15 protein-coding genes are annotated in these 15,394 nt (G+C 72.5%); 4 read left to right on the plus strand and 11 right to left on the minus strand.

Features of this window, described 5'->3' with window-relative positions; genetic code table 11:
* Nucleotide 1 precedes the first annotated feature (1 nt).
* The 6 genes from AB0B57_RS17500 to AB0B57_RS17525 all read right to left on the minus strand — a co-directional run bounded on the left by AB0B57_RS17500 (nt 2) and on the right by AB0B57_RS17525 (nt 7,570).
* Nucleotides 2–2,710, minus strand: coding sequence for an FtsX-like permease family protein (locus AB0B57_RS17500; RefSeq protein ID WP_357070223.1), 2,709 nt, complete (start codon nt 2,708–2,710; stop codon nt 2–4).
* Nucleotides 2,707–5,901 (minus strand): ABC transporter permease, encoded by a 3,195-nt coding sequence (locus AB0B57_RS17505; protein WP_357070225.1) that lies wholly within the window; start codon nt 5,899–5,901, stop codon nt 2,707–2,709. The genes AB0B57_RS17500 and AB0B57_RS17505 overlap by 4 nt, the downstream gene beginning before the upstream one ends.
* 137 nt (nt 5,902–6,038) lie before the next feature.
* Entirely contained in the window at nt 6,039–6,203 is a 165-nt protein-coding gene (locus tag AB0B57_RS17510; protein WP_357070227.1) for a hypothetical protein, read from the minus strand.
* Nucleotides 6,200–6,415, minus strand: a complete 216-nt coding sequence (locus tag AB0B57_RS17515) for a helix-turn-helix transcriptional regulator (protein ID WP_357070229.1) — start codon at nt 6,413–6,415, stop codon at nt 6,200–6,202. Before AB0B57_RS17515 ends, AB0B57_RS17510 begins: the two co-directional genes overlap by 4 nt.
* On the minus strand, nt 6,415–6,894 hold the full coding sequence (locus tag AB0B57_RS17520) for a DUF2975 domain-containing protein (protein ID WP_357070231.1): 480 nt from the start codon (nt 6,892–6,894) through the stop codon (nt 6,415–6,417). Before AB0B57_RS17520 ends, AB0B57_RS17515 begins: the two co-directional genes overlap by 1 nt.
* Nucleotides 6,895–6,925: 31 nt before the next feature.
* Complete coding sequence (locus tag AB0B57_RS17525; RefSeq protein ID WP_357070233.1) at nt 6,926–7,570, minus strand: YdeI/OmpD-associated family protein; 645 nt, start codon at nt 7,568–7,570, stop codon at nt 6,926–6,928.
* An 86-nt stretch (nt 7,571–7,656) separates the two neighbouring features.
* Between AB0B57_RS17525 and AB0B57_RS17530 the strand changes: the two genes are divergently transcribed.
* Nucleotides 7,657–8,394 carry a VOC family protein gene (locus AB0B57_RS17530; RefSeq protein ID WP_357070235.1) on the plus strand — a complete coding sequence of 246 codons (738 nt, stop codon included), beginning with the start codon at nt 7,657–7,659 and terminating at the stop codon, nt 8,392–8,394.
* Nucleotides 8,395–8,444: 50 nt separating this feature from the next.
* Here the strand turns inward: AB0B57_RS17530 and AB0B57_RS17535 are convergent, their stop codons facing one another.
* Nucleotides 8,445–9,695 (minus strand): DUF222 domain-containing protein, encoded by a 1,251-nt coding sequence (locus AB0B57_RS17535; RefSeq protein WP_357070237.1) that lies wholly within the window; start codon nt 9,693–9,695, stop codon nt 8,445–8,447.
* A gap of 296 nt (nt 9,696–9,991) precedes the next feature.
* On the opposite strand from AB0B57_RS17535, the gene AB0B57_RS17540 reads away from it, so the two are divergent.
* Nucleotides 9,992–11,161 (plus strand): helix-turn-helix transcriptional regulator, encoded by a 1,170-nt coding sequence (locus AB0B57_RS17540; protein ID WP_357070405.1) that lies wholly within the window; start codon nt 9,992–9,994, stop codon nt 11,159–11,161.
* Here the strand turns inward: AB0B57_RS17540 and cutA are convergent.
* Together cutA and ligD are read right to left on the minus strand one after the other, a co-directional pair.
* Nucleotides 11,136–11,465 carry a divalent cation tolerance protein CutA gene (gene cutA, locus AB0B57_RS17545; RefSeq protein WP_357070239.1) on the minus strand — a complete coding sequence of 110 codons (330 nt, stop codon included), beginning with the start codon at nt 11,463–11,465 and terminating at the stop codon, nt 11,136–11,138. The two genes, AB0B57_RS17540 and cutA, sit on opposite strands and share 26 nt — an antisense overlap.
* Nucleotides 11,466–11,820: 355 nt before the next feature.
* Nucleotides 11,821–12,858 (minus strand): non-homologous end-joining DNA ligase, encoded by a 1,038-nt coding sequence (ligD, locus tag AB0B57_RS17550; protein ID WP_357070241.1) that lies wholly within the window; start codon nt 12,856–12,858, stop codon nt 11,821–11,823.
* Between the two features lie 47 nt (nt 12,859–12,905).
* Here ligD and msrB point away from each other — a divergent pair, with 47 nt between their 5' ends.
* Nucleotides 12,906–13,310: a peptide-methionine (R)-S-oxide reductase MsrB gene (gene msrB / locus AB0B57_RS17555; RefSeq protein ID WP_357070243.1), complete on the plus strand. Its 405-nt coding sequence runs from the start codon at nt 12,906–12,908 to the stop codon at nt 13,308–13,310.
* A 28-nt stretch (nt 13,311–13,338) separates the two neighbouring features.
* Here the strand turns inward: msrB and AB0B57_RS17560 are convergent, their stop codons facing one another.
* Both AB0B57_RS17560 and AB0B57_RS17565 read right to left on the minus strand, forming a co-directional pair.
* Nucleotides 13,339–13,971, minus strand: coding sequence for a DUF305 domain-containing protein (locus AB0B57_RS17560; RefSeq protein WP_357070245.1), 633 nt, complete (start codon nt 13,969–13,971; stop codon nt 13,339–13,341).
* Between the two features lie 64 nt (nt 13,972–14,035).
* Nucleotides 14,036–14,773 carry a lytic polysaccharide monooxygenase gene (locus AB0B57_RS17565; RefSeq protein ID WP_357070247.1) on the minus strand — a complete coding sequence of 246 codons (738 nt, stop codon included), beginning with the start codon at nt 14,771–14,773 and terminating at the stop codon, nt 14,036–14,038.
* A gap of 219 nt (nt 14,774–14,992) precedes the next feature.
* Between AB0B57_RS17565 and AB0B57_RS17570 the strand changes: the two genes are divergently transcribed.
* Entirely contained in the window at nt 14,993–15,253 is a 261-nt protein-coding gene (locus AB0B57_RS17570) for a Prokaryotic metallothionein (protein WP_355051720.1), read from the plus strand.
* Nucleotides 15,254–15,394: the final 141 nt, after the last annotated feature.

Consider the following 15,394-nt stretch of genomic DNA (forward strand, 5'->3'; position numbering starts at 1 on the left):
CTCAGCTCTCCTCTCCGAGCCGAAGCACCTCACCGAGGCGCAACCGGCGGTTGTTCAGGGCCTCGACGGCGACCGCGAAGCCGAGGGCGACCACCCCGAGCGCGAGCACCGCCGCCACCAGGCCGGGCTCGAACGCCACCCGGACCGGCATGCCACTGGTGAACGCGGACAGGCCGAGCACCGGGTTGAGCAGCAGGGGCAGCACCGCACCGACGAGCGCGCCGGTCAGCACCGACACCCCGACCAGCGGGGCCAACTCGACAAGCAGCAGCCCGCGCCACTGCCGGCGGGACAGCCCGAGGGTACGCAGCCGGGACAGCACCTGGCCGCGGGCGCGCGCACCGGCCAGCACGGTGAACGCGATGGCCAGCAGCCCGAGCACGGAGCCACCGACGGCACCGGCGACGAACCCGAAGGCCAGTACGCCGTTCGCGCCGCCGGCACCGAGATCCCGGCGAACGTCGGCCCGGGTGTCGACGACGACCCCAAGCGGGCGTTTCCCCCCGGTGACGGCCCCCTGCTGCTGGTACCGCAACTGTCCCTCGTCACCGGCGCGGCGCAGCGCCCCGGCGTCCAGCCGATCGCCGGCGACCAGCAGGCTGGTGGCCACCGGTGTGGTGGTGCGCGCCGGCAACGCCTGCCAGGGCAGGATGACGAACCGGTCGGTGTCCCCCGACAGCAGGGGGAAGCTCTCCTCGCTGCCGGCCACCCGGAACTCGTACCGCTGGCCCTGCACCGAGATGAAGGCGGAGCTGTCGAGTTTGGCCTTGGCGAGATCGGCGGCGACCTCCGGCGAGACGATCGCCGGCACCGGCCCCGGTTCGGGACGGGCGGTGCGCAGCGCGGCCGGTAGCGGCAGATCCACAGCCGATTCCCGGGCCACCGTGGCCAACTCTGCACCGTCGATCAGCAGTACGGCCGTCTCGCCGAGCCGTGGGTCGGTGCCGAGTTCGTCGACTGCCAACCGCTCGTCGGACGCGAACAGCACTCCGGTGGCGGCCCGGACCCCCGGCAGGCGGCCCAGCTCGTCGATCGTGTCGGGGGCGAAGCGCTCACCGCGGATCACCGCGTCGGCGGGCACGATCCGCTCGGCGGCCCGGTCCCGGCTCGCGTCGACGCCGGCGGCGACGACCGCGCAGAACGCCGCGGTGCCGATCGCGAGCACCACGACGACCAGCGGGGCGGCGACCGCCGACCGGCCGGCGCGCGCCGTGCCGAGGAAGGCGACGCTGCCCCTCCTCCGCGCGGACAGCCGGCTGACCAGCAACAACGGCCAGGGGTACGCCCGCAGCGCGAGCACCGCCGCGGCGATCGCGAGCAGCACCGGCACCGACACCAGCAGCGGGTCCACCTCACCGAGGGTGAGGCCGCGCCGACGCAGCAGCACCGCGGCGAGCACGGCGAGCAGCAGCACGGACACCTCGACGGTGAGCCGGCGGGTCGACGGGCGCATCCGGACCAGGTCGCGGCGGGACGCCCCGCCGGTCGGCACGGCCAGCGTGGCCAGCGGCAACGCCAGGGTGACCAGGACGGTCGCGGCGATCACGTACGGCGTGCTCAGGTCCGCAGCGCCCGGGACCAGGGTGCCCAGCCACCAGCCGAGCGCGGCGGCGACCGGCACCACCAGCAGCGACTCGGTGAGGCTTCGTCGGGCGCCGGCCGTGGTCCCGCCGCCACGGGCCCGGATCAGCACGAACTCCGCCCGGCGGCGGCGGGTGGCGAGGATGGCGGCGAGCACGATCAGCCCGGCCAGCGTGGCCAGTACGCCGGCCGCGATCACCGCCAGCAGGGTCCGGGCGGCGTTGACCTGGGCGGCGAACGCGCGCAACGGGATGTCGACGCCCTGGGCCAGGGATAGGTCGGCCGGCCCGTTCCGCTGCGTTTCCTGCAGACCGTCGATCAGCTGGTCCAGCTTCCGCGCGTCGATCTTGTCGGCACCCAGCCGGTACCGCCAGTTCGACCGGATCGGCCAACCCGCCGCGGCCCGCTTGTCGAGGGTCGACTGGGCGACGACACCGGAGGCGACGAACGGCTGACCGTCCCCTTCCGGTGAGATGATCTGCAGCATCGACGGCAGCCCGTCCCAGATGCCACCCGTACGGTCGACGGGGCGGAACAGCCCGACCACTGTCAGCGGGACGGCGTCGCGGAGCCGCTTCTGCTCGTCGACCCAACCGATGCGCAGTTGGCTGCCGGTGCGCAGGTTGAGTTTGCCGGCCACGTCGACGTCGAGCGCCACCTCGATCGGCCGGTCGGGAAGGTACGTCTCGCTCGGCCACGCCCCCTCGACCAGGGTGCTGGCGTCCTGGACGCCAGGCATGCCCCGCAGACCCAGGTCGACGAGCAGGTTGCGGGCCGCGAGGTCCGGCCCGACCACCCGGCCCGGTTCCGCGTCCACGTTGTACCACCGCTCGGTCACCGCCGACCGCACCTGCGGCGGCAGGTCCGCGGCCAGCGCGTCGAACCGCTCGCGGGCGTAGGCCATCGCCGGCTTCAGGGCGGGGGCGGACCCCACGCCCGTGGTGTACGAGAGATCCCGGCGTGCCGGCAGCTCGCTGGTGAGCTGCGCCCGAAGCCCCTGTTCGGCGAGCCGGTTGACCAGCCGGGGCACGCCGCTGATCAGCAGCGTGACCACCAGGGTCAGCACCGCCAGCAGCAGAAACTGCCCACCGTACGCCCGGACCCGCCGGACCGCCGCGCCGACGCTCATCGTTCTCCCCCGATTCGCAGCTGCACCGCCGCCACCCGCTGACGGATGCCGGCGGCGATGAACGCGCTGAAGGCGAGCGCCGCCAGCAGCAGACCGACGGCGGTCAGACCGATCGGCACCCAGGGCAGCGCGAACGTCGCCGGGGGGATCGGCCGACCAGCGGCCGGGGTGAGGATGACCAGCGGGGCCATGGTGGCTCCGACCGCGGCGCCGAGCAGCAGACCGACCCCGACGCCGATCCCGGCGAGGAAGGTCTGTTCGGCCAGCAGCGCCCGGGCCAGCAGCCGAGGCGTGGCGCCGAGGGTGTGCAGCACCGCGAACTCGCTGAGCCGGCGTCGGGCGGTGGCCCACACGTCCACCATCAGGCCGACGAGGGCGAGCAGCACCGCGCCGAGCGCCGCGGCGAGCATGCCGGTCCGCGAACCCTGCCAGTACGGGTCGTCGGCCGCGGCGGTGATCACCGCTTGCCGGTCGAGGACTGTCACTCCGGGCAGCTCGGCGGCCGCGCCGGCAGCAGTCGTCGCGTCGGTGGCACCGATCCACCACTCCGGTGTCGGGCGGATCGTCCCGCCGGAACCGAGAAGCACGTCGACCGCCGCCGGCAGGTCGAGCAGGACGCCCTCGCCGGTGGTGGTCGGCACGGATTCCAGTTCGCCGACCAGGTGGGCCCGCAGCGTCACCCCGGAGAGCGCCAGCTCGACGGTGTCGCCGACGCGAAGGCTCAGCGCGTCGCGTACCCCGGGGGTCATCAGCACCGGCACGGCGGCGACGGGTCCGCCTGCCACTCCCGGTACGACGACGAATCGGCTCGCCGGCCGATCCATCCGAGCCCCCTCGGTGATCAGCTGGACGGGGCGGTCGGTGACGAGCCCGGCACCGCTCGACTCCACCAGCGTGCGCGGCCCACCGGGCCACGTCGCCGTCCAGTCACCGGGCAGCTCGGCCGGCCGGGCCGTGCCGCCGGCATCGACAAACGCCAACCCTTCCACCTGGAACCCGTAGGACATGCCGCCCGCGTTCCCGGTGTCGGCTTCGAAGCCCGCCAGCCGCAGCCGTGCTCCGCCCACGTCCGGCAGCGTGACCGTGAACCGCGTGGCCTGTCCGCTGCTCGGCGCGTCGACCGCCGGCAGCCGGAAGGCGAGGCCGTCGGCGGTGGTGAACAGCAGCGCCACCGCGATCCGGTGCGGCTCGGCGGTTTGCGTGAACGGCGTACGGACGGTGCCGGTGACGGCCCGGGTGCCCGCCGGCAGCTCGACTCCCCCGCTGGCACCGCGCGCCTGGATCATGCGCTGGTACTGCTCCGACACCGGATCATCGCTGAGCCGGTCGGCGAGTCGGACGACACCGGGGGCGCTGGCCGGGTCGATGCCGATCACGGTCACCGGCAGGTCCTCCCGGCCGACCCGGATGTCGTCCCGCCACGCCGGCAGCACCCGGTTCACGCTCGGCAGCGCGGCGAGTTCACCGGCCCGGGTGAGCGGGGCGGCCCCGGCTCGTTCGGTGACCCGCAGGTCGGCGCCGACGGTGTGCCCGGCCTGCTCGACCTGGGACCGCTCCCCCGTGCTGATCAGGGACCAGGCCAGGGTGCTGCCACCGACGGCGAGGGCGAGCAGCAGCACCGGGCCGGCGTGCGGACGCCGACCGGCCTGCCACATGCCGAACATGGTGGCCGTCCAGGGCCGCCGGTCGACGAACCGCTCGGCGAACCGGGTGACTGGTGGCAGCACCCGCAGCGCCAGCACGGCACCCGCCAGCACACCAAGCGTCGGGGCGGCGATCAGCAGCGGGTCGAGCCCGAGCCGGCCGCCCGAGCCGGCCAGCGGCGAGGCGTACCGGCGCAGTTGCACCCAGGCGAGCACGGCGAGCGCCACGAGCACCAGGTCCACGCTGGCCCGCTGGACGCTCGCCGCCCGGTTCGGGCGGGACCGGGCGGCCATGTCGGCCACGTACGTGCCGGCGCCGCGCAGTGTCGGGGCGACCATGGCCACCAGGCAGCCGGCCGCCGTGGCCGCGGCGGCCGCCCAGACCAGGGTGGTGTTGCCGCCGGCGGCGGACAACCGCTCGGCACCGCCGGGTCGGACGAATCGCAGCGCCACGGTGGCGATCACCGGCGCGAGCAGGACGGCGGGGGCGACCACCAGGGTCGCCTCGCGGGCGGCCAGGCCGGCCAACTGTCGGCGGGCGGCACCGCGGGCACGCAGCAGCGCGGTCTGCGCGCGACGGTCCTCGTGCAGCAGCGCGGCGACCAGCACCAGCGCGTACCCGCCGAGCACCAGGATGAGCAGCAGCGGGGTGGCCAGCGCGGAACGGCCGACCAGGTCGGCGCGGGCGATCCGATCCAGCAGCTGCGGCATCTTGGTCACCGCCTGCCCGGAGGTGCCCAGTTGGGCGGCTTCGGGCACCCCCGTGGACGCCACGGTGAGGGCTTTGCGCACGGCGGGCAGGTCGGCCACGTCGACGCCACCGAGATCCGGTTCGACGAGCCAGGATGCCGACACCGAGCCGGGGAAGACCGCCGCGAAGTCGGCCGGGTCGAGTGCGAACGGCCCGTACGAGGTGCCGGAACCGGCACTGCCCGTACCGACCCCGGGGGCCAGCAGCCAGTACGCGTCGGCCGGGTCGCGGGGCCGCCAGGTGCCGGCGAGCACCAGTTCGCTGCGCCGTTCGGTGGCCCGGTCGCGTACCGGGATGCGTTGCCCGACGCTGAGGCCCAGCGCACCCGCGGCCCGCTCCGGGAGGCTCACCTGGATCGGGTTGCCTCCCGGGTCTGGCCACGCCCCGCTGGTCAGCTCCGCGTGCGCGGCGAGGTCGTCGAGGGTTGCCAGGTTGGCGAAGACGGGCTCGTCGCCGGTACGGGGCACGGATCCGAGCGAGCCGGTCAGCTCCCGCCCGGTGCCGTACCGGGCGACCGAGACGCTGACCGGAACGCCGGCCAGCCCGTCGGTGAACTCGGCGCGGACTGCCCCGTCGCGGGTGGCGAACTCGGCCGCGTCGCGTCCACCCGACCCACTGACCAGGAGGCCACGTTCCTCGGCCGGCGAGGCGGCCACCAGCGCCCGCTGCCCGGCATCCACCGCCCGACGGTTGTAGTCGGACAACCCGGTGACCAACGCGACGGCGACCAGGGCCGCGATCACCGCGGCGACCAGCAACCCGCGCGCCTCCCGGGCCCGCCTCCACACCAGCTTCATCCGACGCCTCCCCTGGCCCTGACGGGCCGACGACCATCAAGACAGGCGACCTACCGGGAAAGGTTCGCGCCCGTTACATGATCGTTACTAGGAGCGGGATCGGCGTGCGCCCCGGCTGGCTAGCTGCCGCCGCTTGGCTAGCTGCCGCCGCGGAGGTTGCGGATGCCGAACGCCGCCGCGCCGATCACCAGCACGACGCCCAGGAGCTGGAGACCGGGCGAGTCGTCGGCCTCCCCGTGCGCGATGCCGGCGACGCCGAGGGCGATCACGAGGATGACGCCGACGGTCAGGGCGTACCTCATGGGTTGTCCTCCTCGACCCACTCGAGCAGGTCGCCGGGTTGGCAGCCGAGCACCCGGCACATCGCCTCCAGCGTGCTGAAGCGGACGGCCTTGGCGCGGCCGTTCTTGAGCACCGCCACGTTGGCGGGCGTGAGCCCGACACGCTCGGCGAACTCACCGACGCTCATCTTGCGTTTGGCCAACTCCACGTCGATACGCACGACGATGGGCATCAGATCACCGCCTCCATGTCGCTCCGCAGCGTGGTCGCCTGTCGCAGCAGCGCACGCATCACCACCATGAGAAGCCCGAGCACCGTGACGCCCATCGTCAGCAGGAACAGCAGGATCGGAGCACCCGGGTCATCGGCGTTGAAGCCGACGTAGAGGAAGACACCCACGAGCACCACCCACGCGGCGCCGACGGCCCACACGATCAGGTCGACCCACTTCAGGGACGCCTCGGTGAAGATGCGGTCGTTCTTGACCAGGCTGAGCAGCTTCCAGGTCGACACGATGACCACCTGGACGCACAGCACCCAGAACACCGTGATCGCGGTCAACGGCCACCGGAGGTAGGCATCCTCCGGGGACTCCTGAGCCATGTGCGCGAACTGTCCGGGCAGCGAGAACGTCTGGAACCCGATCAGGACCACGAACAGCACCCCGAGAAAAACTCTGAGAGCGGCTACCGCTCGATGCTCTGTAACCATGCATCGAGTTTCGCTCGTTACCTATCGAAAGTCAATCGCTCGCCGAGGAGTCGTCTCCCGCCCGGACAGGCGTCGGCCCAGACACCGGCCTCGCCTTCTGCGGGTGGATCGTCTCGTGGCGGGCCAGCATGGCGACGAACTCGGCGATCTTGCGCTCGCGGGTCTGCGCCTTCTTGACGCCATTGACGCGGTGGGTGAGAGCGAACCGGTTGGTCCTGGTGAGCACGTCGAACATGGCCTGCGCGGCGGGGTCGGCCGCGATGGCGGCGAGGAGGTCGGCCGGCACCTCGACTTCCGACGACGGGGCGTACGCGGCAGCCCACCGCCCGTCCGCCTTCGCGGCTTCGACAGCGGCGCGGCCCGCGGGTTGCATAAGCCCCTGCTCCTCCAGCCGGGCCACGTGGGCGACGTTGCGTTGCGACCAGGAGCTGCGGGACCGGCGTGGGGTGAACCGGATCCAGGACGCCTCCTCGTCCCGTTTCCGGGCCTGCCCGTCGATCCAGCCGAAGCACAGGGCCTCGTCGACCGCCTGCTGCCAGGTCAGCGTCGTGACGGTGCCGCCCTTCTTGGTCAGGGCCAACCAGACACCGGGGGACGTGGCGTGGTTGGCCGACAACCACACGCGCAGGGCGTCGGCGTCCGCGACGATCAACTCATCCAGCTCGGGGCTCGCCATGACGGCAGGCTAACCGCCACGACCGACGCTGTTGCCACGCCGACCCACTGCCCGCCGCGCCCCGCCCCCGCCCTAGCATCGTCGCCATGGCAACGCGGCTCGTGCAGATCAACATGAAGGCTCGCAACGACTCCACCCTGGGCGGTTTCTGGGCGCAGGCACTCGGCTGGGGAGTCTCCAGCGAGGGACCCGGTGTGACAAACCTCGAACCCGAGGGCTTTGTCTATCCCGACCCCGTCGCCGTCTGCGTCGACCTCGTCATCTCCCCGGAACCCAAGACGGTGAAGAACCGCGTGCACGTCGACCTCGCCACCACCTCGGCGGCCCAGCAGGCGCAACTGGTCACGCGCCTGCTGGATCTCGGTGCGACACCCGCCGACATCGGCCAGGGCGACGTGCCCTGGACGGTCCTGGCCGACCCGGAGGGCAACGAATTCTGCGTGCTGGAACCCCGACCGCGCTACCAGGACACCGGGCCGATCGCCGCCGTGGTGGTCGACTGCGCGGACCCGCGAGCCTTGGCCAGCTTCTGGGACAGGGCCACGGACTGGACCCTGCACGAGGTGACCGACGACAGCGCGGTGCTGCGCTCCGCCCAGGGCGTCGGCCCCTATCTGGAGTTCATCCGTACGCCCGACGTGAAGACCGGATGGAATCGCGTCCATCTCGACGTCCGCCCGTACCCGGGTGACGACCCGCAGGCCGAGGCGGCCCGACTGCGGGCGCTCGGCGCCACCGCCGTCGACCTGGGCCAGAGCGACATCCCGTGGACGGTCCTCGCCGACCCGGAGGGCAACGAGTTCTGCCTACTCGCACCGGGCTGACCCAGAACCCGCGTCAGCCCTGGTCGTTGGTAGGCAGCGCTGGGGATCGGCTACGTCCGCCGGTGGTAGTGGTTGCGGCGCGGGATCTGGTCGGGGTCGAGCCAGGCCGGCGGGACGAACTCCGGTGTGCCGTCGCCCTCCAGCCGAACCGCCCACTCGGTCTGGTGCAGGTGCCGATGGTGGTGGCCGCAGAGCAGCACGGCGTTGTCGAGACTTGTCGGGCCGCCGTCGGCCCAGTGTCGAATGTGGTGGGCGGCGCACCACCGGGGTGGCCGGTCGCACCCGGGGAAGGCGCAGCCGCCGTCGCGCAACGCCAACGCCCGTCGCAGCGGGCCGGTGACGAGGCGTCGCTGCCGGCCCACGTCGAGGACCTGGCCGGCACCGCCGAGCACGGCGGGCAGGACGGCGGCGTCGCAGGCGAGCCGACGGACGGCCTCCGGGGTGAGGTGCGGGCCGGTGTCGAGGGTGCCGGCACCCAACTGCCGGGTCAGCCCGTCGAAGTCGGTGGTGACGACGAGCTGGGCCGGGTCGCCGCCGTGCTCGGGCAGCTCGCCGGTACGCAGCGCCAGCCGGCACACCTCGCCGAGGGCGTCGTGCCGACGCTGGCTGGCGGTGCGGGTGTCGTCGGACCCGCAGGGTGCGCTGAGCGGGTCGATGGCGGCGCGCACGAGCGCGGCGGTCTCCGCGTCGAGGGTGCCGCTGAGCCGTAGTCGCCCACCGGCCCGCTCGGAGACGGTGACGTGCCGGTCGCGGGCGGCCCGAGCGGCCTCGGCCTCCAGGGCCGCCGCCGCGGCGGCGTCGGCGATCTCGGGTGCGACGTGGTCGAGGATCCGGCTGCCGAGCCTGCGCAGCAGGGTGGGGTCGAACTGCGCGGCCCAGTCGACAAGCACGCCCACGGCCTTGTCGGCGACCTCGACCCCGGCGCGGGCCGACACGGTGGCGACCGCCTCGGCGATGACCCGGGCCTGCTCCACGGTGACCGCCCCGCTCGCCAGAGCGGCACGCACGGCGGGCGGTGCCCCGTCGAGCGAGGCGGCGAGGCCGACCAGCCGACGGGCAGCGGCGACGTCGAGGCGTAGGCGGTGCCGCAACCAGACGGTCGTCGAGGACGCGCCCTGCCCGACCGCGGTGCCCCGACCGTCCAACTCCCGGACGACCGCCACCTGCACCGCCGCCAGCCGCTGCTGAAGCCGGTGCGTGGCGTCGAGCGCCGCGACCAGGTCGTGCTCGGAGAGCGCCCAGGCCGAGGCATCGGCGCAGGTCGCCACCGCACGCTCCGCCCGTGCCAACTCATCGATCACCAACAAATCCTAGAACAGGTGTACGACAAGTTTCCGCGACGCCGACGGTCGCGTACCGAGAATGTCGAATGCGTCTTCACCAATCCAGCAGACCCGCCTCCCGATGACCGGGCAGGGTCGAACGAAATGGTGTGGTGCGCGCACTCATGCTTGACGCCTGCGGAGCGTGACGGCGATACATGCGAGGAGTAGCCTCTCGGTCGGCGGCCAACCGGGGTAGAGGCCGGCGGTGCCGCCATCGGGTCCTCTATCCCGAAGGCAGGCCCGCCGTGACCGAACCGTCGTTCGCCGAACGTATGCGACAGCTCCGCGACGCGCAGCACATCTCCCTGCGCAACCTCGCGAGGATCACGTTTCACGGCAAGACGTATCTGCATGAGCTGGAGACCGGCGTGAAAACGCCCACCAGCCAGGTTGCCCAGCGCATCGACGACGCCCTCAACGCCGCTGGCGAACTTGTCGCCCTTGCTGCTCAGCCCACCATCCCGCGCCGGGAATTCGTGGCCGCCGCCGGACTTGCCGCCGCGCTACCTCACACCCTCGTCAGCCACGGTCGCCACGTCGGACCTGGCACCGCCGGGCGGCTCGCCGAACGCACCGCCCGGCTCCGCCGCCTCGACAACTTCCTCGGCGGTGCCGACACCCAGCACCTGTACGCGGCCGAAGCTGACTCCACAGCCCGACTCATAAAGGACGGCTCCTACAGCGAGGCCGTCGGCCGGCAACTCCTAGCCGTCCTCGCCGAACAAACCCAACTCGCAGGATGGGCGGCATTCGACGCTGGACGGCATACCGACGCAAACCGGCTCTACCGAACCAGCATCTCCGCCGCAGGTGACGCCAATGACCACGCTCTTGTCGGCAACGCCTACGCGTTCCTCGCCTACCAACAGTTAGCCCTTGGTCGGCCCGCTGCCGACACCGCCACAGCCGCATGCGACGCCGCAGTTGCCGCCACGCCCACCGTTCGGGCACTGCTGCATCTGAGGGCCGCCTGGGCGCACGCCGTCGCGGGCAACGCCGATGCGGCAGACCGACAGCTCGCGCAGGGCACCACCTGTCTCAGCGAACATGACGACCGACCCGAACCCGACTGGGTGTACTGGGTCGACGACGTTGAGGGCGAGATCATGACTGGGCGCTGTTGGACGGTGCTCCATCGGCCGATGCGCGCCATCCCCGTGCTGGAGCGCGCCCTCGCTCGCTTCGATGACACCCACTCCCGCGACAAGGCCCTCTACCTGTCGTGGCTGGCCGACGCCTACCTCGACGCCAACGAGGTTGAACATGCCTGCGCCACTGCCGCCGCAGCAGTGCGGCTCGCGGGTGGGGTGGGGTCGGTGCGGCCCGCGCAGCGTCTCAACTCGTTCCTCAACCGGCTGAGGCCACACGGCGGAATGCCATGTGTCGTTGAGCTTCGGACACTGGCCGCCGAGGCGTCTACCCGCCCTCGACTGTCCGTTTGATCCACGCCAGGTAGGCGGCCGAGGCGTGAACGACCGCCGTGGCGGTGACCTGCGGGTTGTCCCACGGATGCGCGTCGATGAGGTGCGTCTCCAACTGCGGGTACCTGTCGGTCGTGGTGTACAGCAGCACCTGCCATTCCTCGCTCGAGCCCTGCTCGCCGAGGTGCCAATACACCGACAGCACCGGTCCGGCTACCTGCGCGCCTGCCGCCAAGCGAGCCGCTGTTGCTCCTTCGGCCAGTTTCACCGCCGCTTCCCGCGTGGGGGCGGCTGTTGACACCTGCACGTAGTCGCTCACCCGCACAGGCTAGCCGGGCGGGTGTCCGCGGACAGGCGCGGACAGGCGGCGGACAGCCACAGCCGCCTGGCCACCCCTGGCAGCCCGTAGCGTCCCATTCACGGGACGGCTGTGGTGAACATCCAAACTCGATCCGATGTGTGCGACCACTGCTGCCGTTCCTTCAGTGGCCGTGTGATCCCGCCCGAGTTCGCCTGGCTGAGGCGTACGGCCGGGATCGCGTCAACCTCGCCATGTACTGCGGGGCGCTCTATCCGGTGGCCTCCGCCGAACTGTCCGCCGCCGCCCCAGGTGAGTTGTGGGAAAGGTTCGTCGGATGGACCCGGTGACCGATGTCCAGCGAAGACGCCCCGCGCCTCGCTCAGGCGCTCTCGCCCTCCGGAGTGCGCTTGGCGCGGCTGGGTTGCACCCGCTTGGGCTCGCCGGGCATCTTCGGGTGGTCCGGTGGGTACGGCAGGTCGCCCTGGCCGGCGGCGGCGTCGCGGTCGGCCCACTCCAACAGCGGGGTGATGTCCCACGGTGCGTCGTCGATGCCGGCGTGCGGGTCGCCGCGCTCGGCGAGCCGGGCCGGCACGGTCCGCAGGTCGAAGTCGTCCGGGTCGACGTCGGGCAGTTCGTCCCAGGTGACCGGCGTGGAGACGGTGGCCCGTGCGTTGGCCCGCAGCGAGTACGCGCAGGCGATCGTCCGGTCCCGGGCCATCTGGTTGAAGTCGACGAAGACTCGGCTGCCGCGCTCCTCCTTCCACCAGGCGGTGGTGACCAGGTCGGGGTTGCGGCGCTCCACCTCCCGGGCCAGCGCGATGGTGGCCCGGCGCACCTCGGTGAACGTCCAGCGGGGCTGGATGCGCAGGTAGACGTGCACGCCGCGACCGCCGGAGGTTTTCGGCCAGCCGGTCACGCCCAGCTCGTCGAGGAGCGCGCGGACCTGCGCGGCGGCCCGCGCCGCGTCGGCGAAGTCGGTGCCGGGCTGCGGGTCGAGGTCGATGCGCAGCTCGTCGGGTCGGTCGACGTCGGCGGCGCGCACCGGCCAGGGGTGGAAGACGATGGTGCCCATCTGCGCCGCCCAGGCCACGTGTGCCAGGTCGGCCGGGCACAGCTCCGCCGCGCCGCGACCGCTGGGGAAGGTGATCTGGGCGGTCGTCACCCAGGGCGGCACCCCTCGGGTGGGCACCCGCTTCTGGAAGAACGCCTCACCCTCGACGCCCTCGGGGAAGCGTTGCAGCGTGGTGGGCCGCTCCCGCAGGGCACGCATGATCCCGTCGCCCACCGCGAGGTAGTAGTGGAAGACGTCCGCCTTGGTGAAGCCCCGCTGGGGGAAGATCACCCGATCGGGACTGCTCAGCCGTACGCTGTGGCCGGCCACCTCGACCTCGGTGACCGCCGCCTTGGTGCCCGCCATCTCGCGACCTTATGCCACACCCCCGACGTTCGACGTACCGTTGACGGGTGAGTCTTGACGACAACGAGCTGCCCCGCACCGAAGACGAGTGGCGGGTCCGGTTGACCCCCGAGGAGTTCCACGTCCTGCGGGAGGCCGGCACCGAGCGCCCGTGGGTCGGTGAGTACGTGGACACGAAGACCCAGGGGGTCTACCACTGCCGCGCCTGCGGGTTGGAGCTGTTCTCCAGTGACACGAAGTTCGACTCGCACTGCGGGTGGCCGAGCTTCGACGACGCCATCCCGGGCCGGGTGAAGGAGATCGAGGACCGCAGCCTCGGCATGGCCCGCACCGAGATCCGCTGCGCGCGCTGCGACAGCCACCTCGGGCACGTGTTCCACGGGGAGGGTTTCACCCCGAAGGACACCCGGCACTGCGTCAACTCGATCTCGGTCCGGCTGGAACCCCACTGACCTGAGCGGTCCGGGCCCGGCGACGCACTCACGGCGTACCCCCGAGCAGGTCGACCTCGGCGGCCCGGGACTGCTCGATCCGCCGGGCCAGGTCGCGGACCTGCTCGTTTCGGCCGACGCCGACCTGGGCCCGGGCCAGGTCGGCCGCCGCACGCTGGTGCTCGGCGAGCACCTCGCGCAGCACCCGGTCGACGTCCGCGGTGGGCGCGGTCCGCAGCCGGTCGAGCGCGGCGTCGTCGCCGTGCCCGTCATGCCGGTGTACGCCCGCGCTGGCCCCCGGCCCGGCCGTGGGCAGCCAGCCGCGCATCGCGGTGAGTTCGTCAGCCTCGGTCGCCTCGATCGCGGCGGCCAGGGTACGCAGCGTGGCGTCGCGCACCCGGTCCCGGGCCAGCGCGACGATCTGCAGAGTGCGTTCGCTGTGCCCGACCATGGTGCTCAGGAAGACCACGTCGATCCCGCTCATCGCGTCCGGCGCGATCGCGGCTACGGCACCCCCGGACGCGGCGCCCCCGGACGCGGCGCCCCCGGCCGACGCCGGTCCGGCCGGGGACGCGGGCGCCGGTTGTGGCACGACCGGCGGGCTCGACGTGGGCGACCCGCCGCAGCCGCCGGTGAGCAGCAGCGCGGCGACGAGGGACACCAGACGGGTACGACGGGGCATGTCGGGTGCTCCGTTCACGCGGGGACGGCGACACGGGTGCGGCAGGTGGCCGCACCCGTGGGGGTCAGACCTGTTGCCAGAGCGCCGGTACGTTCGGCGGCTCCCAGCCGGGGATCGCCGTGTGCGCCTGCCGGCAGCGGTACGTGGCTCCGCCGTAGGTGACCTGGTCGCCGACCTGGTACGCCCGGCCCGTCGTCCAACTGCCGCCCGGGGCGGGCGTGGTGGTCGGGGTGGTGGTCGGGGTGGGCCGTGGGGTGGGTGAGGCGCTCGGCGTGGGGCTCGGGTTCGACCCGCCGCCGATCTGCACGTCGATGCAGGAGTAGAAGGCGTTCGCGGTGTCGGAGATGTTCCACACCGCGAGGATCTTCTGCCGCCCGGAGAAGCCGCCCAGGTTGACGGTGTGCGACACCGTGGCGCCCGGCTGCTGGCCGTTGCCGTTGACCACGCCGACCCGGGTGCTGCCGATCCAGTACTCCCAGTTGCTGGTGGCGTGGCGGGCGGTGTTCACCCAGGTGAAGGTCAGCGAGCTGCCGACCGAGGTGGCCGGCCAGCCGCGGCTGTCGTCGTTGAGCACGGCGAACTGGGCGATGCCCGCGTTGCAGCTGCGCAGGCCCTTGGGCCCCTCGACGCTCTGCGGCTCGTACCTGATCTGCCCGCAGTCGGGCACCCGGCCCTGTGCGCAGAGCGCCTGTCGGCTGGGCGGGGCGGAGACGTAGCCGTGCGCCTGCGCCGGAGCGGCGAGGGCGAGGGTGGCGGTGACAGCACCGGCCGCCACCAGCGGGATGGTGATTCTTCGACGCATCGGGGCGGCTCCTTCTCCAGGGTCCGGTAGGTGCCCCCCAAGGTAATTTAAACATTGTTAACAGTAAAGACCCCCATCGATAAATCCAGATGGTGGCGAGGTAGCGCAACACGCCGGACCCGACACGCCGCCCGGGCCGCCGGAGAGCGGCATTTCGCCGCGCACGCGTACAGACTTCCGGCATTCTGGGGCGAAACGGCGCAATGAGGGAGATTGGTCATGGCCACGTGCGAGGTCTGCGGCAACGACTACTGGATGGCGTTCGAGGTGCACACCGTCAGCGGTGACGTGCACACCTTCGACTCCTTCGAGTGCGCGATCCACCGGATGGCACCGATCTGCGAGCACTGCCAAGTCAAGATCGTTGGGCATGGCGTCGAGGTCAACGGCCGCTTCTTCTGCTGTGGGCACTGCGCCCGCGCCGTCGAGGGCGCCGAGGGCGCCGAGATCCGCGACGCCGTCGGCGCACGCCCCGCCTGACCGCGATTCTGCGGTACGGTCGTCGCCATGCGGCCACCGCTGGGTGTTCTTCCCCCGCCGCGCTCCTGAACGGAGCGCCGCGCCTTCGCCGACCGGGTGACTGACCCGGCTCGGCCCCCTGCCGTACGCGCTCCGTCGACG

Source organism: Micromonospora sp. NPDC049101, assembly GCF_040648675.1.
Lineage (GTDB): Bacteria > Actinomycetota > Actinomycetes > Mycobacteriales > Micromonosporaceae > Micromonospora.

Excerpts from the sequence above, each read along its gene's own strand:
- AB0B57_RS17565 (WP_357070247.1), bottom strand. The coding sequence starts at position 14,773 with ATGCGTCGAAGAATCACCATCCCGCTGGTGGCGGCCGGTGCTGTCACC.
- AB0B57_RS17560 (WP_357070245.1), bottom strand. The coding sequence starts at position 13,971 with ATGCCCCGTCGTACCCGTCTGGTGTCCCTCGTCGCCGCGCTGCTGCTC.
- AB0B57_RS17570 (WP_355051720.1), top strand. The coding sequence starts at position 14,993 with ATGGCCACGTGCGAGGTCTGCGGCAACGACTACTGGATGGCGTTCGAG.
- AB0B57_RS17525 (WP_357070233.1), bottom strand. The coding sequence starts at position 7,570 with ATGGCGAGCCCCGAGCTGGATGAGTTGATCGTCGCGGACGCCGACGCC.
- AB0B57_RS17520 (WP_357070231.1), bottom strand. The coding sequence starts at position 6,894 with ATGGTTACAGAGCATCGAGCGGTAGCCGCTCTCAGAGTTTTTCTCGGG.
- AB0B57_RS17540 (WP_357070405.1), top strand. The coding sequence starts at position 9,992 with ATGCGACAGCTCCGCGACGCGCAGCACATCTCCCTGCGCAACCTCGCG.
- AB0B57_RS17530 (WP_357070235.1), top strand. The coding sequence starts at position 7,657 with ATGGCAACGCGGCTCGTGCAGATCAACATGAAGGCTCGCAACGACTCC.
- AB0B57_RS17505 (WP_357070225.1), bottom strand. The coding sequence starts at position 5,901 with ATGAAGCTGGTGTGGAGGCGGGCCCGGGAGGCGCGCGGGTTGCTGGTC.
- AB0B57_RS17515 (WP_357070229.1), bottom strand. The coding sequence starts at position 6,415 with ATGCCCATCGTCGTGCGTATCGACGTGGAGTTGGCCAAACGCAAGATG.
- AB0B57_RS17500 (WP_357070223.1), bottom strand. The coding sequence starts at position 2,710 with ATGAGCGTCGGCGCGGCGGTCCGGCGGGTCCGGGCGTACGGTGGGCAG.
- AB0B57_RS17510 (WP_357070227.1), bottom strand. The coding sequence starts at position 6,203 with ATGAGGTACGCCCTGACCGTCGGCGTCATCCTCGTGATCGCCCTCGGC.
- ligD (WP_357070241.1), bottom strand. The coding sequence starts at position 12,858 with ATGGCGGGCACCAAGGCGGCGGTCACCGAGGTCGAGGTGGCCGGCCAC.